Below are 22,973 nucleotides of genomic sequence, written 5' to 3' on the forward strand. Positions count from 1 at the left end.
ATTTATGGAAGCCGGACCTTAAGGCAACTCTTAGGCTAAGTGCCTTAGGCTTCACTCCTCTGTCTTAAGGATCGTCTCGATCCGGTCCAGCTCTTCCTGCGTGAAGTCACTATGAGACAGAGCGGCGATATTCTCCTCGATCTGGCTGACCCGGCTGGCGCCGATCAGCGCCGAGGTGACCCGGCCGCCCCGCAGCGTCCAGAGCAGGGCAAACTGGGCCAGACTCTGGCCGCGCGCTACCGCCATCTGGTTCAGCGCGTGGATTCTGCGCAGCACCTCCGGCGTAATCCGGCTCTCATTCAGCGCAGCCGAAGGTCCGGCTGCCCGGGAATCTCCAGGGATGCCGTTCAGATATTTATTCGTCAGCAGACCCTGCGCCAGCGGAGTGAAGGCAATACTGCCCACCCCATGCTCCTCCAGCACCTCCTGAAGCCCGCCTTCAATCCAGCGGTCCAGCATGGAATACCTCGGCTGGTGAATCAGCAGCGGAGTGCCCAGCTCCTTCAGAATCGCAATAGCCTGCCGGGTCTGCTCCGCCGAGTAGTTAGATAAGCCAATGTACAGCGCCTTGCCTGAGCGAACAGCATGATCCAGCGCTCCCATCGTTTCTTCCATAGGTGTCTCCGGGTCCGGGCGGTGGGAGTAGAAGATATCCACATAATCCAGTCCCAGCCGCTTCAAGCTCTGGTCCAGACTGGACAGGATATATTTACGTGAACCCCAGTCGCCGTAAGGGCCGGGCCACATCGTATATCCCGCCTTGGTCGAGATCACCAGCTCGTCACGGTACGGCGCGAGATCCCGGGCCAGCACCTTGCCGAACAGCTCTTCCGCCGATCCGGCCGGAGGCCCGTAGTTATTCGCCAGGTCGAAGTGGGTAATCCCGAGATCAAAAGCGCGGATAATCATCTCACGGCCATTCTCATAAGCATCAATGCCGCCGAAATTATGCCACAGGCCCAGTGAGATGGCTGGAAGCTTGAGACCTGACCTGCCGGTGCGGTTGTAACGCATTCCTTCATACCGTTCATCACTAGCCACATATACCATGTTATATCCCTGCCTCTCGTATCTCTTTTGTGAATACCCTTCTTTAAACACACGGCCTCATAAGTAATCTTGTTCTACAAGTGGAAACGGCATTTCCGTCCTTTTAAAGGACGGTACCGTTTCAGCGAGAAAGATAAGGATAATTATCGCGCGAAGCATATACATTCTTATCTTTTAAAAAAAGACTGGGCGTTAGTCCAGCAGTCCCTGCACTCTACCCAGCACCTCTCCGATCCGCTCTGTTATAATCAGATCTGCCTGATCGTCATACGGGGTAGGCTCGCCATTAAGCAGTACTGTATGCTGTCCCCTGAAGTAAGTGACCAGGCTTGCAGCCGGCTGAACGGTAAGCGAGGTACCGCCGATGATCAGCAGATCGGCTGCTGCAATGGCATCCACAGCTTCAACCAGCACTTCATGATCGAGCGCTTCCTCATAGAGCACCACATCCGGCTTGATGATGCCCCCGCAGTCCTCACAACGCGGTACAGAGCCATCCTGCTCCAGCCATTCCTCCAGGCCGTAATAGCGCTGGCAGCCCATGCAGTGATTGCGGTGGATAGAGCCGTGCAGCTCCAGAACCCGGCGGCTGCCGGCAATCTGATGAAGACCGTCGATATTTTGCGTAATGACCGCCTTCAGCCTGCCGCTCTCCTCCAGCTCCGCAAGCAGCCGGTGGGCCCCGTTCGGCTTCGCTCCGGGATGAATCATCTTGCTGCGGTAGAAATCAAAAAAAATGTCCGGCGAGGACATAAAAAAGCTGCGGCTAAGCATCACCTCAGGCGGATAGGGAGAGTTGTGCTGTGTCTGGTACAGACCGGCTGCCGAACGGAAGTCCGGGATGCCGCTCTCCGTCGATGTTCCGGCACCGCCGAAAAAGACGATATTATTGCTTTTTTGAATCCAGGAAGCCAGTAGCTGTAATTGTTCCATGATCTACACCTGTCCTCTCTGTACCTATTCGTAATGCATTCAGATCGTTAAGCGGAGCGCCGGATAGCCGGATACCACAATATCCGCATCCAGCAGATGGTCTGCCCTTCCGTCCGGTGAGATTCCGACTGCAAGCCGCAGTCCAGCCCCCCGGCCCAGCTGCATATCCGCATTGCTGTCACCGATAATAACCGCCTCTTCGGGCAGCAACTCCAGCTCCCGGCAGGCCTTCTCGGCCATCTCCGGTGCAGGCTTGCCGCTCTTTACCCGGTCGCGGGTAACCACCGCCCCGAAGTATTCTGAGATGCCAAGCCATTCCAGATGCTCGCGGGTGGTGGAGAGATTGTCAGAGGTTACAACGCCAAGCTTCAGGGAAGCGGCGGCACACTGCTCCAGGAATGGTATTAATCCCGGCATAGGTACAGCGGTACGGCGGCGGCGAAGCTCATTCATGGCCTCCTTGGAGATGGCATTCACACGCGTCACCGCTTCATTCCAGGGGACACCCGTTGTATAGAGCTGCCAGGCCAGAATCCCGGTGGATTCCTCAGCCGTTGCCATGGAGAGCGGACCGGCGGGATCATATCCGGTGATTCGTCCGGAAGAATCATGCGTCGTCCCCAGCACCCGGGCCAGATCAGCTCCCGTTACGGTTCTGCTGCCAATCAGGGTCAACTGGCTGCCCAGCCCTTCAAGCACCAGTTCGGCCCAGCTGCCCCAGGTGGCCAGAAGATCAAGCAGCGTGCCGTCCTTATCGAACAGGATGCCGCTTACGGGAACGGAGAGTTCATTGATGTGAAGTACAGGCATTCCAGCGCTCCTTCCGCATACGATATATTACTTCAGGTATTCGTTGTTCATTTGCTCTGGCGCAGATTCCCCAGCCAATCCAGCATCGCCCGGACAGTCCGTGTCTGCTGTTCTTCTTCGGTAATCGTAGCGGTCCCGTCACCCTTTTGCACCCCGTAGCTGCCGAATTGGGCATGGTTACCGCCGTCAACCGATACATATACGGTATTGCCCGGCAAATAGGAGCGCCCTTTGTTATAGCTCTTCTGGTCTACGACTTCATCCTGCGTGCCAAGCACAGACAAGACGGACAACGTGGTGTCCTTCAGACTGCCTTTCTCATCGGGATAAGAGGCCAGAAAAAAAACGCCTTCCAGTTGGCTGGCATGATCCGCAGCGAAGCGTGCAGCCATTACGCCGCCGAGCGAATGTCCGCCCAGGACGAAGGACTGCTTCGGATGCACGCGGATAATCTCTTCGGCGGCATCCCCTTTGATTACAGCCAGATTAAGCGGCATTCTGGCAATGTAGAACGGGTGACCGGCAGCGGCAACTTTACGGGCCAGCGGCGCATATGCTTCCGCCTTGACCAGTGCTCCCGGATAGAAGATTACTGCGGTGCCGAGCACCACTGAAGGGTCGAACGAGATCCAGTTGTCATTCTGCTCGACAGTCACGCCCCCGGCAGAGATCAGTGCGGTTTCAGCCCGTGCCTCCGGCTTATACGGGGTCAGATACCTCCATATAAACACCCCCGCCACCAGTAGAACCAACACCACTCCAATAAGCACACGGCGTCTGATTATATTCTTTTTCATTAGTGTTCACTCCCGATTCCTGCATACTGAAAATTATAAGGGAATCAGTGAATTCAAACAACCTTCAAGACTTCGCCACATCTGGCCCCAGACATTTCCAATAATAGCGCATACTATTGTGATGTATTTCACAATTTACTGTCCGGAAATCATGTATTTTAAAATTAAAGTATTAACCCCCGCAAACCTAATTTCATTGGAGGTTACGTCATGACCCGCGAAAGCCCGCTTAACACGCGCGGAGAGACCTTTTTTCTTAATCTGCGCTTCATGCTTATTGTAACTGTCTTTGTGGCCAATGCGATCGAACCCCTGATTCAAGAAATGAGCGGACTTCACACGCTTTACCAGTGGATCTTCAGTTTTCATATGCCGCTGTTTGTGCTGGTGACCGGATACTTTGCCCGTTCAAGCTTACATGGATCGCCTGGACGCAAGGTGCTCCTGCAGATTGCCCTGCAATATGTTATTTTTCAGAGCCTCTACTCCCTACTTGACGCCTCCCTGTTTCATGTCAATAATATACAGCATTCGTTCTTCGCTCCTTATCTGCTGCTCTGGTTCCTGGCCAGCCATATCTGCTGGCGCCTGCTGATGCTGGGCATGAGCCGCTGGACCCGCAGCGCCCAACTGGCCTTCGCTGTTACCGCAGGGGTGGTCGTAGGTTATCTGCAACTGGACGGGATCTGGTTCAGCATCAGCCGCACCTTTGTCTATCTGCCCTTTTTTGTGATCGGGTACCATTTCTCCTTCGGAACTTTCATGAAGCTGTATCAGCGGTATCTCAAGAGCATTGCCGCCGCCGCTTCGCTCCTGCTGCTCCTTGCTTTCGGCCTGTTTGGCGGTAATCTCCCCATAGGCTGGCTATACGGCAGTATGACTTATATCCAGCTTGGCGCCCATGAATGGTACGCGGGTCTATTCCGGCTGGCGGTTTATGGTCTGCAATTCATCGCTTCCCTGACATTTTTGGGCCTGGTGCCTTACGGGTTAAGCCGCATGACCGGCCTCGGACGCCGGACCCTCTATGTTTTTCTGCTGCATGGCTTTGTGGTCCGCACGGCGGTGATTTCCGGCCTGTATGCCTATATCGGCAACCCTGCAGGAGCAGCATTGCTGCTCGCCGGTGCAATAGGATGCACGGTGCTGCTTGCCCAGCCTGCGGTCAGACGTCTGCTGAACCCGCTCGTGGAGCCGTCCGTAGACTGGATGATTTCCCTGCAGCGTGCCGCCATCCGGCGCTCTCTATAGAATGAAGCTGCCATGCTATATCAATTTGCTGAAGTCTATCCTAATACGGAATAGGCTTCTTTCTGTATATTAGCCCAGACTTTACATGCGTGACTCCCCGACAAACTTCACACTGCCCGGTAGAAAAAACAGGCTTTTTGTGATAGACTCTCTATTAACGTTCGTAACCAATCACCGCAGGGTACGTATATTTCGGGATTGCAATGCGTTAATGCGGCACTATATTCGCTTCACCATTACTGTTAGGGGGAAAAGTCATCATGGCAAACAAGAAAATGCGATCAGATATGATCAAAAAAGGCTTCGACCGCGCTCCTCACCGCAGCCTTCTGCGGGCAGCAGGCGTTAAAGAAGAGGATTTCGGCAAACCGTTCATCGCGGTCTGCAATTCCTATATCGATATTGTTCCGGGTCATGTGCATCTGCAGGAATTCGGCAAGATCGTAAAAGAAGCCATCCGTGAAGCCGGCGGGGTTCCGTTTGAATTCAATACGATCGGCGTAGATGACGGTATTGCCATGGGTCATATCGGTATGCGTTATTCGCTGCCAAGCCGCGAGATCATTGCCGACTCTCTGGAAACGGTAGTATCCGCGCACTGGTTCGACGGTATGGTGTGCATTCCCAACTGTGATAAAATCACCCCGGGCATGATGATGGGCGCGCTGCGCGTCAACATCCCGACGATCTTCGTCAGCGGCGGGCCGATGAAGGCCGGCGTAGACAGCAAAGGCAAGAAGCTCTCCCTTACTTCCGTATTTGAAGGCGTAGGCGCGCATCAGGTCGGCAAGATCAACGATGCTGAACTGCTTGAACTCGAACAATACGGCTGTCCTACCTGCGGATCATGCTCCGGTATGTTCACCGCGAACTCCATGAACTGTCTGGCCGAAGCTATGGGTCTTGCGCTTCCGGGCAACGGTACCATCCTGGCCGTAGCCGAAGAACGCAGAGACTTCGTCCGCAAATCAGCAACCCAGCTCATGGAGCTGATCAAGCTGGACCTGAAGCCGCGTGATATCGTAACCCAGGAATCGCTGGACAATGCCTTCGCGCTGGATATGGCGATGGGCGGCTCCACCAACACCGTGCTGCATACGCTGGCACTGGCTCAAGAAGCCGAAATCGATTATCCGCTGGAACGCATCAACGAAGTAGCTAACCGGGTTCCTTACTTGGCCAAGCTGGCTCCGGCTTCCGATATCTTCATCGAAGATGTGGACCGGGCGGGCGGCGTAAGCGCCGTGCTGAACGAATTACTGAAGAAGCCGGGCGCTATCTTCGGAGATTGTATGACGGTTACCGGCAAGACACTGGCCGAGAATGTAACCGGCCATGAGATCCAGGATACATCTGTTATTCATACCATCGATAATCCCTATTCCCAAGTTGGCGGATTGGCCGTACTCTACGGCAACCTGGCTCCGGAAGGCTCCATCATCAAGGTGGGTGCCGTGGATGCTTCCGTTGGCGGCTATCACAAAGGACCGGCTATCTGCTTCGACTCCCAGGAGGAAGCACTTGAAGGTATCGCGAACGGCAAAGTCAAAGAAGGCCATGTAGTCGTTATCCGTTATGAAGGTCCGAAGGGCGGACCGGGCATGCCGGAAATGCTGGCTCCGACTTCGCAAATCGTCGGTATGGGCCTGGGCGCCAAGGTCGGCTTGATCACGGACGGACGCTTCTCCGGTGCCTCCCGCGGGATCAGCATCGGTCACATCTCGCCGGAAGCGGCTGAAGGCGGCCCGATCGCTTTTGTAGAGGATGGCGATATCATCGAGCTAGACCTCAATAACCGCAAGATCGAGCTGCTGGTTGACGAGGAAGTGCTGGCGGTCCGCCGCCAGGGCTGGAAAGAATTCGAGCCGAAGGTGAAGACTGGTTATCTGGCCCGCTACTCCAAGCTGGTTACCAATGCAAGCAAAGGCGGCGTGCTGAAGATTTAATCGTTAGAGCCGCTGCTTCAGCCCGCGCCTAAGCGGGAGAGATAAGTAATGAGGATAACAGCAGGTCCAGCCGCGAATGCGGCCGGGGCTGCTGTTTTTTGTTGCAGGAATTACAACCTTGGGCTCAAGTGGACCAGTGATTTGGAGGAATTGTTGTATGAACTACAGCAATGGTGAGTGGGGTACCCTTTTAAGAAGGAGAATGTTGCATAAGGTGCAGGAACTAAAAAACCGCCAGCCCAAAATAGGCCAGCGGAGATGGTAATCAATATAAGTGCATTAAACTGCGTATGCTTCGTCTTCAATGAACTACCGTTGCTGCGGGAAGCTCAGCTTCAAGCGTCAGTTCCTCTTCGTGTACCCGCTCCACATGCTTGTGCGGAAGCTGACGGTTCATCTGGTCCAGAAGCTGCGATACCGGCATCAGGATCATCTTGGGCACCAGTTGGTCACTGCGTTCCTTAAGTCTTGCGCCGCCTGACGGATGAATCACACTCATGAGAATACTAAGGTAGAACTTGGTGCTGCTGGCGAACAGTCCGCTGGGCAGATCCAGTACGATGAAGCCGAACTTCTCCGGCCCGCGGTTGATCATGCTGACTCCGTAGAGCGCTTTGGCTTCAGCTAGCTCCACATCACCGCAAATCCGCTCGGCCAGCACCGGCAGATCCTTCTCCATCCGGCGGATCAGGCGGATCGCCAGCTGGGCAGTGGAACGGGAATGAACTCCCAGCTCGAATAGCTGCCTGTTATCGAAATGCAGCTCGATCACCTTGTCGCCCTTGCTTAAGGTCTCGCCATTATCCATGTGGACCGTTCTGCCCTGGTACTTGCGCAGCCGGTAATGCAGGAACGGATCTTCCTGCGAAATTGTCTTGATCTGGAACAGCAGCTGAAAGAGCTTCTCCCAGCCCAGCCATAAACCGACAAGCAGCCGCTTGCCGAAGGACAAATGCGTGATCGGGGAGCGCTGCACCGCCTTGATCATCTCGTCAATCCGGACGCTGTGCAGTCCGCGCCGCTCGGCCTCGGCTAACATCCGCTCCAGCGCAATCAGCATATGCTCCGGTGCATTCGGATCAGCGCCGATCGTCGTACCGCAGTCATGCAGCAGCAGCACCTCCCCCGGGCCGAGCTTCGCAATGAGCTTCTCGGTCAGCTTCTCCGCTCCAAGCTTCTCCTTCCAGTCGCCGAACATCGCCGACCACAGCACAATCTGCACCTGACGGCGTTTGGAGAAGTCGAACAGGTTCACGATTCCCCAAGGAGGACGGTAATAAGTGCTGCGCTCGCCGGTAATGGAGAAGATGATCTCGTCCGTCCGGTCAATCTGCTTCCTCACCGTGGCGGGACGCATCAGCCAGTTCGTCTTGTGCACATAGTTATGAATTCCGATCAAATGCCCTTCGTCATGCATTCGCTTGATGATCTCGGGGTGCTGCTCCGCGTGCGAGCCAACGACAAAAAAGGTCGCCTTCGCATCGTAGCGTTTAAGCAGATCGAGCAGCAACGGTGTATAATGCGGGTCTGGCCCGTCATCAAAGGTCAGGCCGTAATCCGTACGCCCAATTCCTTTACGGAAGACACGATAACCAAATAAACGGCTGATCATACCGGGAATAAAAGCATAAAAGGTTGAGATATAAAATAGCCAGAGCAGCAAAGTCTGCATGTACAATCACCGCTTTTCCAGAGTTGACTTTGGCTCGCCTTACGTCTGTTAGAAGATAGATGTCATACGGCCAAGTAGAGTAAGTAGAAGCGACAGCTTTAAAAAAACATCACCTCCTAGTTTAACACAGCTGTCAAAGAAATAGACGTTTTTTATTAAAATCGTGTACAATGAGTTGAAGTGCCGGATACAAATTTTTCTTCACAAAGGGGTCGTTTAAATCTATGCTGCCGCTGTACAAAAAATATTGGCGCACCTTTTTCGACATTGGACTGCTTATTCTAACTGTATATTTAGTGATGCTCAGCTTCAGCAAATTGTACCAGCTGGCTGCGCCGGTGTTCCTGTCCTTTTTTGTATTTCTGCTGATTGAGCCGCTGGCCCGCTTCCTGAACCGCAAGGGAATGGCCAAGCCCTTCGCCTCCGCGATCTCCGTGGTCCTCTTCCTGGTCATTCTGCTGGGCGTACTGTTCGGTGCCGGACTGCTGATTACGACCCAGGCGATTCACCTCCAGAATAATCTGCCCAAATATACATACGTGGTCCAGCAGCATTTCGCAGAGACTACGACCTATCTTCAGCACAAAATCGATTCGCTTCCATCCGATGTGACGGATAAGCTGAACGGCTATTTCACAGATGCCACCAATATTCTCTCGAAGTGGATGGTCGCTTTCTTCAAGTATATGGTCGGAGTGCTTGGCTCTTTCTCTTCCTTTATGGCTAACTTCGGGATTGCGATCATTCTCGCCTTTTTCCTCAGTATGGAGATTAAGGACTGGCGCCGAATTGCCCACGAGAAGCTGCCGAAGACGTTCAAGACCGCCTACGCCTTCCTGCAGGGGAATGTGTTCAAGGCTATCGGTTCTTATATCAAAGCACAGATGATCCTGATCAGCATCACCTTCGTCATTATTCTGGCTGGTCTGCTGATCCTCCAGACGGGCAATGTACTCACCATAGCGCTGATCTGCGCCGTAGTCGATCTGCTGCCGCTACTGGGCGTACCTGCGGTGCTGATCCCTTGGATCATCTATCTGTTCATTGTCGGCAATACGTCGCTGGCTATCGGGCTCATCGTTCTGCTGGCGGTGGTAATGGTGGTTAGACAGCTGCTGGAGCCCAAAATCACAGGGAATTCGATCGGTGTCTCCTCTGCCTTCCTGATGCTCTCCTTCGTAATTCTGTCCTCCTCCCTGTTCGGGATAGCAGGACTCATTCTATCGCCGATTCTGCTGATTCTGCTCAAGGAGCTGCTCCAGCAGGGATATCTCCAGCAGTGGATCTATCTGCCGCAGGAGGAGTTCGTCGTCTCGCCCTTCGCGGCCTCGGGGACCTCTACGGCAGGCGGTCCCGTCAGCGGCGGAGATGGTCCGGCCGGGAATGCCGCCCCTAATGCAGAGCCTGTCGGTCCAAGATCTCAAGCCCCGGTTGATCCGCCTTCCAGACCCGACAACAGCTCGAATACCTGACCAAACAGGCGGGTGGCGGCCTGCGGACTGTCTGGAGCTACATTCTCGATCGCCACAGACACCGCATATTTCGGCTGGTCCACCGGACCATAGCCGATGAACCATTGATTATTGCGCGGCGTTCCATGTACCAGTGTCTGAGCCGTGCCTGATTTGCCGGCGAGCGGCCAAGCGGAAGGCTTCAGCATGCGGCCTGTGCCCTCTGTGACTACGCTGCGCATCATGCCCAGCAGCACACGGGCAGTGGCCGGAGAGATCCGGCCCTCCGGTGCTGGCGCCAGATGTCCCGGAAGCTCCTTAAGCGTCTGTCCATTGGCAAAAGCAACCCGCTCCAGAATCCGCGGCGCTCTCACCTCACCGCCATGCAGCAGCGTGACGACCAGATTCGCCGCCTGCAGCGGAGTGATCCGCACATCGCGCTGGCCGATCGCCGTCTGGACTCTCGCCCCGCCGTCATCCGGCAGGAGCGTGGTGAAGATGGTTCCCGGCTGTTCCCCGGCCAGCGGCCGGAGCAACGGCAGACCGAGTGTATTCTCCGCCTCCCACCCGATGCTCCGGCCCAGTCCAAGGGCAAGCGCGGTAGCTTGGAGCTTCACACCGCTCAACCGCTCGGCCAGCGTAGCAAATACAGTATTACAGGACACGGCGAACCCTTGCTTGAGCGTAAGGGCGCCGTGTTCTTTGCCGTGCGGACAAGACAATCCGTATTTTCCATACGCTCCTGCACAGAAGAAGGGCTCCTCCGGTGCGGTCAGCCCGGCTTCAAGTGCGGCAGCAGCCGTAACAATTTTGAAGATAGAGCCTGGAGCTGCCGCTTGTAGTGCACGGTTATTCCATTCTCCTCCTTGCGGAGAGACCTGCTGCGGATTGTAGAACGGTAAGGAGACCATCGCTGCGATATCCCCGCTCCGGCTGTCCATTACCACAATCGCCCCTTCCTTCACCCCTGCTTCCGCCGCCAACTGCTCAATGCTCTCCTGAAGCTTCAGATCAATTGTGGTATATAGAGACAGCGGGTAATAGGGGTTGCCCGGCGCTTTGATTGTGATCGGGCTGCCAGGAACCCGTTTGCCGCGTGCATCAACCTGGGCGGCGGCTTCCGTATGCCCCACACCCTGCAAGAGCGGCTCCAGCGTCTTCTCCAGCCCGTCTGTGCCGGTTCTTGGAATTCTCAGCCCTGTGGGGGATTGGGCGATAGCTTCCCCCGAAGCTTCAGACAGATAACCGAGCCACTGGCGGCCGGATGCAGACCCGTTATATCTGCGGGCAAAAGGCAGCACCTTGACGCCTTCGATCGCAAGCGCCTCAACTTCTCTGGCCTGCGGCAGAGTCAGGGCCAGCGGACCAGTGCCTTGGCCGGAAGGCCAGAGCAGCGGCTCCTTCAGCCCTAGCCGTCTTGCTTGCAGCTGACTGTAGCTGACGCCAAGAATCTCCGCCAGCCGGTGAAGCTGCTGGTCATCGTTATATTCACCGGCACCATGAGGCCGGTGAAGCTCCTCCTCCGGCGGGAACAGTGCAGCGGTCCAGACCGTCTCTCCGGCCAGCGCCTCCCCGTTCTTCGCATACAGCCGCCCTCTTCCGCTATCCAGCACGGTCTCCCGCTCACTTTGCAGCTCGGCCATCTGAGCTACCGTATACCGGGTGCCGCTTACTACACTATCCTTGAGCAGTAGTTGTACCCAGGCCAGCCTGATCATCAGACCCGCCAGCAGCATACACAGGATCAGGCATCCCCAAAATATACGTTTATGAATCAGCTTGTGCAATTGCTATTCCTCCATCAAGTGGGCTGCAGAACCATGGCTAATATTATACCCACCTGATACAGCAAAATAACCGCCTTCCCTCTAGGGAAAGGCGGCGCTGATGAACAGATCACACGTTGAACTTGGATAATCGCTCCCGCAGTCTGGAGGAAGCATTCTCCAGCTTACCGGAGAGGGTAACCAGATATTCGCTTACATTCTCCTGTTCTCCGGTCAGGGAAGCTACCTCTTCGGAGGCGGCCGAGGATTCTTCGGAAAATGAGCTGACATTGCCTATAGTCTCTGACAAGACTTGCTGCGAGTGGTTCAGGCCGTCAATCGAAGAGGAGACCGAATCCAGCCTGGTGATCAGCTGATGCATCTGCCCCTGCACACTAATGAAGATCTCGCTGGTGTTCTGAACATAATCCATCTGCTCCCCGAACAGCGGCGCAACCTCGGACAAGGCGTCTACCGTCTCATGCATATCCCGCATGATCCGGTCTGTAATCTCGCCCACAACGGCAATGGAACGCTTGGACTGCTCCGCCAGCTGGCGGATTTCATCGGCGACAACCGTAAAGCCCTTGCCCGCTTCGCCTGCCCGCGCCGCTTCAATAGTAGCGTTCAGCGACAGGATATTGGTCTGCTGGGTGATGCTCTGCATGACCTCCAGCACCTGAATGACCGATGAGGCGGTATCCTTAAGTTCATTCACCTTAAGAACCAGCTTGCCTGTCCTGTCGCCAGTCTCTTGTGTTCTGCCCAGCAGCTCCTGCAGCTTGACCACCCCTTCTGCACTGGCTTGCTCCACGCTATGCGCAGTTCCGCCAATCTCATGGGCCACTGCAATGACGGCTTCCATTTTCTCCGAAATCTGAGCCGTCATCTCATTGCCCCGGTCCGCCTCCAGTGAGAGACTGCCGGCACCGCCGGCAATCTCTTCCGTGGCTGCGGCAATATCCTTCGCTGCCACCGCTGTGTCCCGGGAGGCATTGCCAAGGGCTTCCGCTGCTTCCGTAACTTCACACGCGGTCTCATTGGTGTGGACGACCAGCTCTGTAATCTGCTCCATCATCAGGTTGAAGGAGCCGGACAGCTGGCCTATCTCATCACGGGTGACGACATCAGTGCGTACGCGCAGATCCCCGTCTGCCCCCTTGACCATCAGATCCCGCAGCCGTGACAGCGGACGCGAGACCATCCGTACCATCCAGAGTCCAATCAGCACGGCAACGGCGGCTGCGGCGGCCACCGCTATGTAGGTCGTGTTAAGAATCCGTCCCGCATCCTTGGTCAGGTTGCCCGAAGGCACCACACCGAGCAGTCTCCAGCCGGAGGTATGCAGCGTGCCGTAGACTGCGAGAATGGATTTGCCCTTCTCATCCTTGGTCGGGAGAGAGCCGGAGGTATCACTTAAGCCCTTGAACAGAGTGCCGCCCAGACGCAGATAGGTATCAGTCTCCTCTTGCTGGGAAGAGGCGATCAGCTCATCTGTGGACGTCAGCAGCTGAATGTAGGACCCCGGGCCAAGATCAACCATTTTCAACTGGCTGTCAAGCTCGGTAGTCTTAATATCGCAGACTGCCAGATAACCGGAGTGACCCGCTTCCGCCGCCACAGACTTAGCGAAACGCACGACTCCTGCCGCTTCTCCCTGCTTCAACGCTTCGGTAATCCACTGGCTCTGAGGCTTCTCCTGTAATTGCTTGTACCATGCTGTATCACGGATAGCCGCCAGGAAATCATTATCCACTTCACCGGCCCCGGCTGCGGGCAACACTTCATTCAGCGGAACCAGATACACTGCCTGCACCCCGGGTACCGCCGACAGCCATTGATTGAGCTCCCCGTTAATCGTTTTGGACAGCTCAGTGCGCTTTGCTGAATCTGCAGCAGCAAGACCTTCCAAGACATTAGCCTGTTGAATATCATCATTGTAGAACAGCTGACTCAGATTATCTTCATAACGCAGCAGGATCACATCCAGCTTCTCTGCCGTCTGCTCCACGGTCTGCTGATTAGCGGACAATGCATTGTTCTCAATCGTATGTCTGGCCACAGAGTAGGAAATATACCCCAGAGACAGCACAATTCCCATCGTCGCGATGAAAAACACCAGAAAGAGCCGCATCCCCAGCGACTTGGAGGGATGCAGCCGAGTAAGAATAGATGAACTGCGAACTGTTGACTTGCTCAAAAAATCACCGCCAGATTCTATGTATTCTTGAACGGAAGGAGCCCGTTACAAGGTCATGAACATCTGAAGCGTCCGATCAGAAAGATAGGGAAGATATTCATGACCATATTCATGATATACCAACAGATCTTTTACGGCTGTGATTTTGTTGTATGCGGCGAATTGTGTCGATGGCGGACAGATCGTATCAGCAAGACCCGTTACCCATAATACCCTGCCCTGTATACGTCCGGCTAAATTCTGGATGTCAATATAACCGAGCCGGTTAAAAATCTCTTCCTCCCGCAGATGATGCGGGTCGAAGAATCGGAAGTAGTAATTGATCATGGCCGCGGACAGTCGTTCCCCGGACGGTCAGATTATCCTCGGACAAGCCGCCCTGCCCCCGGCAATCCATGGCCAGCACGCTGATTCCGTGAGCAGCGTAAGCCACCTTCTCCATCCAGTCCCCGCTGTCGCAGGAATAGCCGTGGAACATTACAACTCCCGCACCTTGGCCTGCTCCTGCCTTCTTCGGTCTTACATATTTACAGTGCACTCTGGCACCGCCTACTCCGGTAAAATACAAATGAAAACACTCAGCCAGCTCACTGGTAAATTCAGCGGGTACAAGTTCATAAGCCAGTGTCTGTTCATCCAGCTCTTGAAGCGCACGCTCCCAATAAGCATCGAAGTCACCGGGCTTCGGGCTGCTGCCCTGATAATCCAGCAATTGCGGTATAGATCTTTGGTTCATCTGAGTGTCTCCTCTCCGGTTGTCACCCTAGATTCTGCCGGGACCGGCATCATCACCAACCTCTTCATGAGTCTCAATGACGTAAGTAACGATTTCATCAACGGTGGTGTAGGCAACACCAACATAGGTGTCCGCAGCCCCGTAATAGATGGCAATCCGGCCGGTATCCGCGTCACTCAGCGCAGCACAAGGGAAGAGTACATTGTTGACAAAGCCTCTTTCTTCATACCATTCTTCCGGTGTCAGCACGAAGTTCCGGGAGCGGTATTTCACTCTCGAAGGCTCATCCGCATCGAGAATAACAGCTCCCATGCTGTAGACAAGGCCGTTACAGGTTCCTGTAACCCCATGGTAGAACATCAGCCAGCCTTCCGAGGTCTCAATGGGCGCAGGTCCGCCGCCGATCTTGGTACTCTGCCACCAGCCTTGCCCACCCTTGGTCATGACATGGCGGTGCTTGCCCCAGTACACGAAGTCAGGGCTCTCGCTGAGGAAGACATCACCGAACGGGGTATGTCCGCTGTCGCTTGGACGGGAGAGCATAACGAAATTGCCGCCTATTTTCTTCGGGAACAGCACGCCGTTGCGGTTGAACGGCAGGAACGGATTCTCCAGACTGACGAAGTTCTTGAAATCCTGTGTCTTGGCAACGCCGATTGCCGCACCGTAGAAATCCGTGCACCAGATGATGTAATAGGTATCCTCCACCTTCACCAGACGGGGATCATACGCGTAACGCGGCATGTACGGCTGGCCTGCTTCGTCTATGAATTGGATCGGAAGCTCATCAATGACCCAATCCAGCCCGTCCGCGCTGCGGCCTATCCGCAGATGGGGACGGGTCGTGTGATCTTCCACGCGGAAGACTCCCAGGAAGCTGCCCTCGTAAGCGATCACCGCGCTGTTGAAGATACGGGCGACCCCTTTGGCCGGATTGCGCTTAATTACCGGGTTATCGCTATGTCTCCAGACCGGATTGTCATTCCCGGCAGGTCTGTCCTGCCAAGGCATATTCGGCAGACTCTGGCTGCCAGTCAGTTTAACTTCTCTCATAATAGAATCCCTCCAATAATAGTTGCAGCAGCCGCTGCGATGGTGTGTTGCTCCCCGGCTTGCCGCTTTATTTGACCGACCCTTGGGCGAAGCCGTTATAGATGTATTTCTGCAGCGCTACGAACGCGATCAGCGTCGGAATGATGGCGATCATAATCGCGGCACAGATGACCTCCCACTGCGAGCCGTAGGGTCCTTTAAATTTGAACAGCGCGGTAGATACGACCTGCAGGCTGCTTTTTGGCATATACAGGAACGGGGTGTAGAAGTCATTGTAGATATTAACGACCTTCACGATAATCACCGTCACAATGGCCGGACTCAGCAGCGGAAAAATAATCCTCCAGTAGATCGTCCAGTAGGAGGCCCCATCCAGCATTGCCGATTCGTCAAGCGATTCAGAGATCGAGTCCAGGAACTGCATGAAGATATAGACAGCGATAATATCGGTCCCCAGATACATCAGAATCGGCGCCCAGCGGGTATTGAACAAGTCCAGGGCATTGATGATCTGAAAAGTTGCTACTTGCGTCGTTACTCCGGGAATCAGCGTAGCCAGCAGAAAAGCCCCCATCAGCGCCTTGCTGCCTCTGAATTTGAACCGGGCCAGAATGTAAGCCATCATCGAGCCGGTAAGCGTAGCGCCCGCAATGGAAATAATGACGATAATGATCGTGTTCATGAAGCCGAGCAGCATATTCCCGTCTACGAAGGCCTTAGAATAGTTGGCGAAATTCAGCCAGTTCTCCGGCAGGGTCAGCGGACCGGTTGAGGCATACTCAGCATTGGTTTTCAGGGAAGCGAAAAAGACCACCACAATTGGTATCAATGCCATCAGTGCGCCCAGCACCAGGGAGACATATTTGAACACAGCGGCCAGGTTGTATTTGAAGGTATGCATCGCTCTATTTCTCCTCCTTGATCAGAATGCGCTGCAGGATAGTGACCAGCACCACAATACCAAGCAAGACCACAGCCATTGCCGAAGCCAGCCCCAGCTTGCTGTATTTGAAGGCTACATCGACGGTCTGGATGACAAAAGTACCGCTGCCGTTGGAGCCGCCGGTCATCACGTACGGAATCTCAAACACACCGATCGCCCCGCTGACCGCGAGGATCAGATTGAGCTGCAGGATGCGTTTGATGCTTGGAATGATGATATGCCGGAACTGATGCCAGCGGTTAGCCCCGTCTATCTCAGAGGCTTCATAGATATCGCTGCCGATCGAGGAGATTGCGCCAAGGAAGATAATAAAGTTCATCCCCATGTAACGCCATACCGAGGCAAAAGCGAGAGAGATGTTAATCAGCTGCGGATTCAGCAACCATTTTTGTTGCAGCGCCCCGAGTCCCAGCAGATCAAGAATGGTATTAAGGGTGCCTTCCGGCTTGAAGAAGAACAGGAAGATGAACCCGATCGCCACACCGTTCAGCAAGGTCGGAAAGAACAGAATCCCCTTAAACCAGTTCTTCATCCGGACATTAAAGCTCAAAATCGTGGCAAAATAAAGCGCCAGCACCATCTGGACAAATGTGGCAAAAAAGTAGTACAGACTGACCTTGAACACGGCGAAGTACTCCGGCTTGGTAAAGATCGTCTTGTAGTTGTCAAAGCCGATGTACTCCATATTTTTGCTTAGCCCGTTCCAGCTGGTGAAGCTGTACTGAAACATTTTGAACACAGGTAAATAGGAGAACGTCAGCAGCAGCACTACGGGTACTAGCGAAAATAAAAAGATGATCAGAATCCGTTGATTTTTATAGCTCATGTTAGACAATTTGGGCACTCTCCACACCTCCTGAAAACTTACTGCTCTTCCTTGCGCTTCTATCCCTGCAAAAGTGAAGGGGACCATGCCGTTACCGGCATCTCCCCTTTCTTTTGATCTTTAATCTACTTGGCAGTCACAATTTTGGCTCTGGCTGCTTTCCATTTATCATTCAGTTCTTTCATAATGTCATCATAGGACTCTTTCCGGTTGCCAATCGCTGCTTCGATGATTACCTTCTTGAAGTCAGGCTGCCACAGGCCGATTTCAGCCTCTTTATCAATGGCATCCACCCAGCCTTCCTCACCGGCTTTGGCTGGAGCAAGCGTATCGAAGGTGATGTCTGTACCTGCAAATTGCTTGAGGATTTCAGGCAGCTCGGCTCCCTTTACCGGGCTCATGCCTCCGCCTTCTGTAGTCGGATAACCGGATTCATTAATGAACCAGTCCACCCATGCTCTGGCGGCTTCTTTATTTTTGCTGTGAATGCTAACCCCCAGATTATAGTCGTCAGACAGCGGAACCAGGATCTTGTCGGCATTGGTCGGGAATGGCATGAAGCCTACATCATCCGGGCTGGCCGCCAGCCCTTTAATCTGCCCGATGGCCCAGGAGCCAAGCATCATCGTACCGATTTTGCCGTTCGCCAGATCCGCCTTGGAGGATTCCCAGTCGGTTGTAGTCGGGTCTTCTTCAATCAGACCTTCTTTGGCTGCATCGTACATCACTTTGTAGAGCTCATAGTGCGGCTGGCCTGGAACGAAGTTATCATCGGAGGCTACCTGGCCGATGTTGACATATTCACGGTCTCCGGCAACGGTAGCCAGATCTGCCTCCCACTGGGTCAGCGTCCAGCCTGCAGCATAGTTCGTGTAGAGAGGAACGGCATCCGTCTTCTCCTTGATGCTCTTCAGTGTGGCGGAGAACTGATCGAAGGTTCTTGGAACCTCGGTCACTCCGGCATCCTTGAAGACCTGCTTGTTATAGATCACGCCGGAGAAGTTAACCGTAATTGGAATGCCGTATGAAATCCCGCCTACCGTCCGCTCTTCGAGGCCTGTATATTGCTGCTCCAGATCAGACTTTTTACCCAATGGCTCGAAGAAATCCGGCAGGTCTTTGATCGCTACGCTGGTAGGCAGGAGCAGTACATCTCCGTAATCACTGGTGCTCATGCGGATTTTGATCTGATCCTCATAGTTCGATAAGGCTTCAAAATTCACTTTGACATTTGGATATTTCTCATTGAATTTGGCGGCGTAGTCTTTGAACACGGTATCCACAATATCCGTCCGCTGTGTAATAACCGTAATATCACCCTTGATATCCTTGGCGGCATCTCCCTCTGGAGCGGCTGTTGCCTCCGCTGCGGTGCCTGTGTTCCCGCCTGCATCGATTGCTGCCGCATTAGTGGCATTATTGTTGTCAGATGCACAACCGGAGAACAGCCCGGCCATCAGTGTCAGCGCTGTCAACCCGGTAACTGCTTTGGTTTTTTTCATCATATTTCTGACCCCTCTCTTCATTTGGAACGGAATAGTATAATAACAAAAAAATAACAACATAACTCATCATCCTACTAAACTGAACTCAAATCGTCCTGAATTCATCTTAAATTCTTGTTGTTATCGCTTTCATTGCAATTATAGACCTTAATATCCCTTTAAACGATGGTTTAAATTGCTTTTTCTGGTCTTCCATTTGTTATTTTTGTTATATAAAATATAGCTTACAAGAAAAATACACCCTGCGGGTGACAGATGCTGTACTCCGGCTCATGTCCCCTTGCGGCTGCGTTGTATTCGGTTTTCCGAATACAATAGCCCATATGCCTGTGACGTTGCCCAATGTATTCGGTTTTACGCATACATCAGTCTGTGTCCTGTAAAATCCGGTCCACTCTTCCTCCTGGTTCTCCTTGAGCAGACGCTTGTTCAGCAATAAAGTCACCTTCACCACAAGGAAAAACACTACCCTATCACTCCTTGAAGAAGTGAACAGGTAGTGCCAGTGTGTAGTATCGTTAAAATAACTCATATCTTGATCTGTACCGGCTTTTATATTCCTTGGGAGTCATGCCGCACATCTTCTTGAACAGCTTATTGAAGTACACCGGATCGCTGTAGCCGACTTTGTCAGCAATCTCATAATTCTTCAGGTCCGGATGATGGAGAAGCATCTTCTTGGCCTCCGCAATGCGGATGCCGATCAAGTAGTCGGTAATGGTCTGCCCTGTCTTATGCTTGAACAGCCTGCTGATATAACTTGCATTCATTCCCACGGCCTCAGCCAGCCGCTCAAGCTCGAAATTAAGACCGTAATCCTGCTCAAGAATGCTCTTCATCTGCTCTACTACATAATGCTCCCCGCCTTCGGAAGGCTGATGCGGCACTTCATCGGAGGGAGCAGCCGCAAGCGTCTGCCGGGTCGCTTCTACACTTTTAAGCAAATCATATAATTGTGCCTTATCAATGGGCTTCAGCAGATAATCAAGTACACCGAAGCGCATGGCCTTACGGGCGTAGTCGAATTCACTGAAGCCGCTCAGCACTGCTATAGGCAGCTGCTTGAGATGTCCTCTCGCCTCTTCAATCAGCTGGAATCCATCCATTCTCGGCATCTTGATATCTGTAATAAGAAGATCAATCTCCTCCAGGCTCAGCTCCTGCAGATGGTTCCAGGCCTCAAGCCCATTGCCGTACGAGCCGATTACCCTGACCTCCACATCCATTCTGGAAGCGATCTTCTCCAGCCCGCGGCGGATCACTTCCTCATCATCCGCAATCATGATCCGGATTACCACCCTATCGCCCCCGTCGTTTCATCTCTGATGATAGCGCTATCAATACAATTATAGACTCTGCATAACCATTAGAAAATGTGCCCCTATCCACTTTTATAGTCTTCAATTGACTTCATCCAATTCCCGCTTGAATTCCCGGCTGAAAAGGGTTATAACATGGTTATATATCGTTATCATTATATACTAATATAATAATAACAATTATAAAATAATAACTCCAACACCCGCAAGCACTATTAAGGAGTGAACAGTACAAATATGAACAATGCAACCGAAGTATGGCGCACCCGGCTGGAAGCAGAGCTGAAAGACAATATTCTGGGCTTCTGGATGAAGCATACCCTGGATGATACTCATGGCGGCTTCATCGGTGAAATGGACAATCAGCTGCAGGTGATGCCCGGTGCGGACAAAAGCCTTGTACTGAATGCACGGATTCTCTGGACATTTGCAAGTGCTTACAGCGTGTACGGAACCGCAGATTATCTGGCTATGGCTGACCGTGCCTATGATTACCTCATTCAGAATTTCACAGATTCCGAATTCGGCGGCTTCTTCTGGATGGTAAATGAACACGGATCTGCTTCCCAGCCCAAGAAACAAATCTATGGACTCGCTTTTGTCATCTATGCCTTGGCTGAGTACCATCATGCCACCGGCCGGGACGGCGTCCTGCGCCAAGCAACCCAATTGTTCCATTGGATTGAGAAGTACGGTTATGACCCTCTTCACAAGGGGTATATTGAAGCCTTATCGCGGGAGTGGGAGATGACCGATTCCCTAAGTCTCAGCGCGAAGGATATGAATGAGAAAAAATCCATGAATACACATCTGCATGTACTCGAAGGATACACCGGCTTGTACCGGGTATGGAAGTCAGAGACACTCAGAAGCAAGCTCGCTGAGCTGATCGAAACCATGCTGGAGCATATCCTGGATTCGGACGGCAGGCACTTCCATTTGTTCATGGATGAAAAGTGGCAGGTGAAGTCAGAGCATATCTCCTTCGGCCATGACATAGAGGGAAGCTGGCTGCTCTATGAAGCTGCGGAAGTACTTGGAGACGAAGCCCTGCTTGAACGCGTGCGCAAGGCATCCCTGTCGATGGCCGAAGCTGCACTGACTGAGGGGGTGGCGCCGGACGGCGGAATCTGGAATGAGGCAGATCTAAGCGGCTTCATTGACAAAGCCCGCGAATCCAGAGACTGGTGGCCGCAGGCTGAAGCTATGGTCGGATTCTACAATGCGTATCAGTTAACCGGAGATTTGCGTTTCCTGGTAGCCGCTGAGAACTCATGGAGCTTCACAGAGAAATATATTATTGATCATAAGCTGGGCGAATGGCACTGGGGGGTGGATGAATCCCTGCAGCCGCTGGCCCATGCACCGAAGGTCAGCGCCTGGAAATGCCCCTATCACAACAGCCGGGCCTGCTTCGAGATGATTAGACGGCTTGGCGAAACCTCAGAGATAAAGGAGACTATTCAATGAGTACCATTTTTGAACAACGCAAGCAGGCCTTAACTGAACGTTATGAAGCCCTGATTGGCCGCACCAATGAGAAGCTGCCTTACGGCAACGGTATTTATGACCGCTATAAGTACCCCCTGCTCACTGCGGAGCACGCCCCCCTGATCTGGCGTTACGACTTCAATGAGGAGAGCAACCCGTATTTCGCAGAGAGAATCGGAGTGAACGGCGTATTCAATCCAGGAGCGATTGAACTGAACGGCAAATTCTACATCGTTGCCCGGGTGGAAGGCAATGACCGCAAATCCTTCTTCGCCGTTGCCGAGAGCAGCAGCGGTGTGGACGGCTTCCGCTTCTGGGATCACCCCGTAGTGCTTCCTGAGACCGCAGACCCGGATATCAACGTCTATGATATGCGCCTGGTAGAGCATGAGGATGGCTGGATCTACGGCCTGTTCTGCACCGAACGCAAGGACCCGGACGCTGCCCCTGGCGATTTGTCCAGCGCCGTTGCGCAGTGCGGCATTGCCCGTACCAAGGATCTCAAGACCTGGGAGCGTCTCGCCGATCTTAAGACCGGCTCCGCCCAGCAGCGCAACGTGGTCCTGCATCCAGAGTTCGTTGACGGCAAGTACGCCTTCTACACGCGCCCGCAGGACGGGTTCATCGACGCCGGTTCCGGCGGCGGCATCGGCTGGGGCTTATCAGAGCAGATTGAGAATGCTGTTATCACCCGTGAGACAATTATAGACCAGCGCTACTACCATACCATCAAAGAAGTGAAGAACGGTCAAGGGCCGGCCCCGATCAAAACACCGCTCGGCTGGCTGCACATCGCTCATGGCGTCCGCAATACGGCTGCCGGCCTGCGCTATGTGCTGTATGCCTTCTTGTCTGACCTTGCGGAGCCTAACCGTGTGACTCATGCCCCAGGGGGACATTTCCTTGCTCCAGACGGCGAGGAACGCGTCGGCGATGTATCCAATGTTGTCTTCTGCAATGGTATAATCGCCTGTGACAACGGAGAGGTATTCATCTACTACGCCTCCTCCGATACCCGTATCCATGTAGCTACCACCACCGTAGACCAACTGCTCGATTATGTCATGCATACTCCTGAAGATCCGCTTCGTTCCTATGCTTGCGTACAGCAGCGCATCGCTTTGATCGACCGGAATTTGCAGGTGAAATAACACACACAAGCGGTACAACTCTTTATTGCGTAGTGGAATCAACCTGAGGGGTGTCCGAACCGGCCATTTCTTG

General features: G+C 53.5%; 17 protein-coding genes and 1 pseudogene. 5 read left to right on the forward strand and 13 right to left on the reverse strand.

Features of this window, described 5'->3' with window-relative positions; translation table 11 throughout:
* Positions 1 to 51: 51 nt before the first annotated feature.
* The 4 genes from mgrA to MKX42_RS25515 form a co-directional block, all read right to left on the reverse strand.
* Positions 52 to 1,050 carry an L-glyceraldehyde 3-phosphate reductase gene (mgrA, locus tag MKX42_RS25500; RefSeq protein ID WP_340755598.1) on the reverse strand — a complete coding sequence of 333 codons (999 nt, stop codon included), beginning with the start codon at positions 1,048 to 1,050 and terminating at the stop codon, positions 52 to 54.
* A 192-nt stretch (positions 1,051 to 1,242) separates the two neighbouring features.
* On the reverse strand, positions 1,243 to 1,983 hold the full coding sequence (locus MKX42_RS25505; RefSeq protein ID WP_340755600.1) for an NAD-dependent protein deacylase: 741 nt from the start codon (positions 1,981 to 1,983) through the stop codon (positions 1,243 to 1,245).
* 39 nt (positions 1,984 to 2,022) lie between these two features.
* Positions 2,023 to 2,793: an HAD family hydrolase gene (locus tag MKX42_RS25510; RefSeq protein WP_340755601.1), complete on the reverse strand. Its 771-nt coding sequence runs from the start codon at positions 2,791 to 2,793 to the stop codon at positions 2,023 to 2,025.
* A 47-nt stretch (positions 2,794 to 2,840) separates the two neighbouring features.
* Positions 2,841 to 3,590: an alpha/beta hydrolase gene (locus tag MKX42_RS25515; RefSeq protein WP_340755603.1), complete on the reverse strand. Its 750-nt coding sequence runs from the start codon at positions 3,588 to 3,590 to the stop codon at positions 2,841 to 2,843.
* 210 nt (positions 3,591 to 3,800) lie between these two features.
* Between MKX42_RS25515 and MKX42_RS25520 the strand changes: the two genes are divergently transcribed.
* Together MKX42_RS25520 and ilvD are read left to right on the forward strand one after the other, a co-directional pair.
* The gene (locus tag MKX42_RS25520; protein WP_340755604.1) at positions 3,801 to 4,841 is read left to right on the forward strand and encodes an acyltransferase family protein; all 1,041 of its coding nucleotides are present in this window, start codon (positions 3,801 to 3,803) and stop codon (positions 4,839 to 4,841) included.
* 260 nt (positions 4,842 to 5,101) lie between these two features.
* Entirely contained in the window at positions 5,102 to 6,787 is a 1,686-nt protein-coding gene (gene ilvD, locus MKX42_RS25525; RefSeq protein ID WP_036722581.1) for a dihydroxy-acid dehydratase, read from the forward strand.
* Between the two features lie 301 nt (positions 6,788 to 7,088).
* Here ilvD and MKX42_RS25530 read toward each other — a convergent pair whose 3' ends face one another.
* Positions 7,089 to 8,459 (reverse strand): polysaccharide deacetylase family protein, encoded by a 1,371-nt coding sequence (locus tag MKX42_RS25530; protein ID WP_340755606.1) that lies wholly within the window; start codon positions 8,457 to 8,459, stop codon positions 7,089 to 7,091.
* Between the two features lie 224 nt (positions 8,460 to 8,683).
* Between MKX42_RS25530 and MKX42_RS25535 the strand changes: the two genes are divergently transcribed.
* Positions 8,684 to 9,931: an AI-2E family transporter gene (locus tag MKX42_RS25535; protein ID WP_340755608.1), complete on the forward strand. Its 1,248-nt coding sequence runs from the start codon at positions 8,684 to 8,686 to the stop codon at positions 9,929 to 9,931.
* Here MKX42_RS25535 and MKX42_RS25540 read toward each other — a convergent pair.
* From MKX42_RS25540 to MKX42_RS25575, 8 genes and pseudogenes are all read right to left on the reverse strand, one after another.
* Positions 9,880 to 11,697, reverse strand: coding sequence for a peptidoglycan D,D-transpeptidase FtsI family protein (locus MKX42_RS25540; protein WP_340755610.1), 1,818 nt, complete (start codon positions 11,695 to 11,697; stop codon positions 9,880 to 9,882). The genes MKX42_RS25535 and MKX42_RS25540 overlap by 52 nt on opposite strands.
* Positions 11,698 to 11,806: 109 nt before the next feature.
* Entirely contained in the window at positions 11,807 to 13,876 is a 2,070-nt protein-coding gene (locus MKX42_RS25545) for a methyl-accepting chemotaxis protein (protein ID WP_340755612.1), read from the reverse strand.
* A 45-nt stretch (positions 13,877 to 13,921) separates the two neighbouring features.
* Positions 13,922 to 14,612: pseudogene (locus MKX42_RS25550) on the reverse strand (acetylxylan esterase).
* A 27-nt stretch (positions 14,613 to 14,639) separates the two neighbouring features.
* Complete coding sequence (locus MKX42_RS25555) at positions 14,640 to 15,665, reverse strand: glycoside hydrolase family 130 protein (protein ID WP_340755614.1); 1,026 nt, start codon at positions 15,663 to 15,665, stop codon at positions 14,640 to 14,642.
* Between the two features lie 67 nt (positions 15,666 to 15,732).
* Positions 15,733 to 16,566 carry a carbohydrate ABC transporter permease gene (locus MKX42_RS25560; protein ID WP_340755616.1) on the reverse strand — a complete coding sequence of 278 codons (834 nt, stop codon included), beginning with the start codon at positions 16,564 to 16,566 and terminating at the stop codon, positions 15,733 to 15,735.
* A gap of 4 nt (positions 16,567 to 16,570) precedes the next feature.
* Positions 16,571 to 17,452 (reverse strand): carbohydrate ABC transporter permease, encoded by an 882-nt coding sequence (locus tag MKX42_RS25565; protein WP_340755617.1) that lies wholly within the window; start codon positions 17,450 to 17,452, stop codon positions 16,571 to 16,573.
* A 107-nt stretch (positions 17,453 to 17,559) separates the two neighbouring features.
* Positions 17,560 to 18,936: an ABC transporter substrate-binding protein gene (locus MKX42_RS25570; RefSeq protein WP_340757811.1), complete on the reverse strand. Its 1,377-nt coding sequence runs from the start codon at positions 18,934 to 18,936 to the stop codon at positions 17,560 to 17,562.
* Positions 18,937 to 19,457: 521 nt separating this feature from the next.
* Positions 19,458 to 20,237, reverse strand: a complete 780-nt coding sequence (locus MKX42_RS25575; protein WP_340755618.1) for a response regulator — start codon at positions 20,235 to 20,237, stop codon at positions 19,458 to 19,460.
* A gap of 258 nt (positions 20,238 to 20,495) precedes the next feature.
* Between MKX42_RS25575 and MKX42_RS25580 the strand changes: the two genes are divergently transcribed.
* Both MKX42_RS25580 and MKX42_RS25585 read left to right on the forward strand, forming a co-directional pair.
* Positions 20,496 to 21,728, forward strand: a complete 1,233-nt coding sequence (locus MKX42_RS25580) for an AGE family epimerase/isomerase (RefSeq protein WP_340755620.1) — start codon at positions 20,496 to 20,498, stop codon at positions 21,726 to 21,728.
* Positions 21,725 to 22,900 carry a glycoside hydrolase family 130 protein gene (locus MKX42_RS25585; protein WP_340755622.1) on the forward strand — a complete coding sequence of 392 codons (1,176 nt, stop codon included), beginning with the start codon at positions 21,725 to 21,727 and terminating at the stop codon, positions 22,898 to 22,900. Before MKX42_RS25580 ends, MKX42_RS25585 begins: the two co-directional genes overlap by 4 nt.
* Positions 22,901 to 22,973: the final 73 nt, after the last annotated feature.

The sequence above is a fragment of the Paenibacillus sp. FSL R7-0204 genome, assembly GCF_038002225.1.
GTDB lineage: Bacteria > Bacillota > Bacilli > Paenibacillales > Paenibacillaceae > Paenibacillus_AQ.

Coding starts and splice junctions, on each gene's coding strand:
- mgrA (WP_340755598.1), bottom strand. CDS start 1,050: ATGGTATATGTGGCTAGTGATGAACGGTATGAAGGAATGCGTTACAAC.
- MKX42_RS25505 (WP_340755600.1), bottom strand. CDS start 1,983: ATGGAACAATTACAGCTACTGGCTTCCTGGATTCAAAAAAGCAATAAT.
- MKX42_RS25510 (WP_340755601.1), bottom strand. CDS start 2,793: ATGCCTGTACTTCACATCAATGAACTCTCCGTTCCCGTAAGCGGCATC.
- MKX42_RS25515 (WP_340755603.1), bottom strand. CDS start 3,590: ATGAAAAAGAATATAATCAGACGCCGTGTGCTTATTGGAGTGGTGTTG.
- MKX42_RS25520 (WP_340755604.1), top strand. CDS start 3,801: ATGACCCGCGAAAGCCCGCTTAACACGCGCGGAGAGACCTTTTTTCTT.
- ilvD (WP_036722581.1), top strand. CDS start 5,102: ATGGCAAACAAGAAAATGCGATCAGATATGATCAAAAAAGGCTTCGAC.
- MKX42_RS25530 (WP_340755606.1), bottom strand. CDS start 8,459: ATGCAGACTTTGCTGCTCTGGCTATTTTATATCTCAACCTTTTATGCT.
- MKX42_RS25535 (WP_340755608.1), top strand. CDS start 8,684: ATGCTGCCGCTGTACAAAAAATATTGGCGCACCTTTTTCGACATTGGA.
- MKX42_RS25555 (WP_340755614.1), bottom strand. CDS start 15,665: ATGAGAGAAGTTAAACTGACTGGCAGCCAGAGTCTGCCGAATATGCCT.
- MKX42_RS25560 (WP_340755616.1), bottom strand. CDS start 16,566: ATGCATACCTTCAAATACAACCTGGCCGCTGTGTTCAAATATGTCTCC.
- MKX42_RS25570 (WP_340757811.1), bottom strand. CDS start 18,936: ATGAAAAAAACCAAAGCAGTTACCGGGTTGACAGCGCTGACACTGATG.
- MKX42_RS25580 (WP_340755620.1), top strand. CDS start 20,496: ATGAACAATGCAACCGAAGTATGGCGCACCCGGCTGGAAGCAGAGCTG.
- MKX42_RS25585 (WP_340755622.1), top strand. CDS start 21,725: ATGAGTACCATTTTTGAACAACGCAAGCAGGCCTTAACTGAACGTTAT.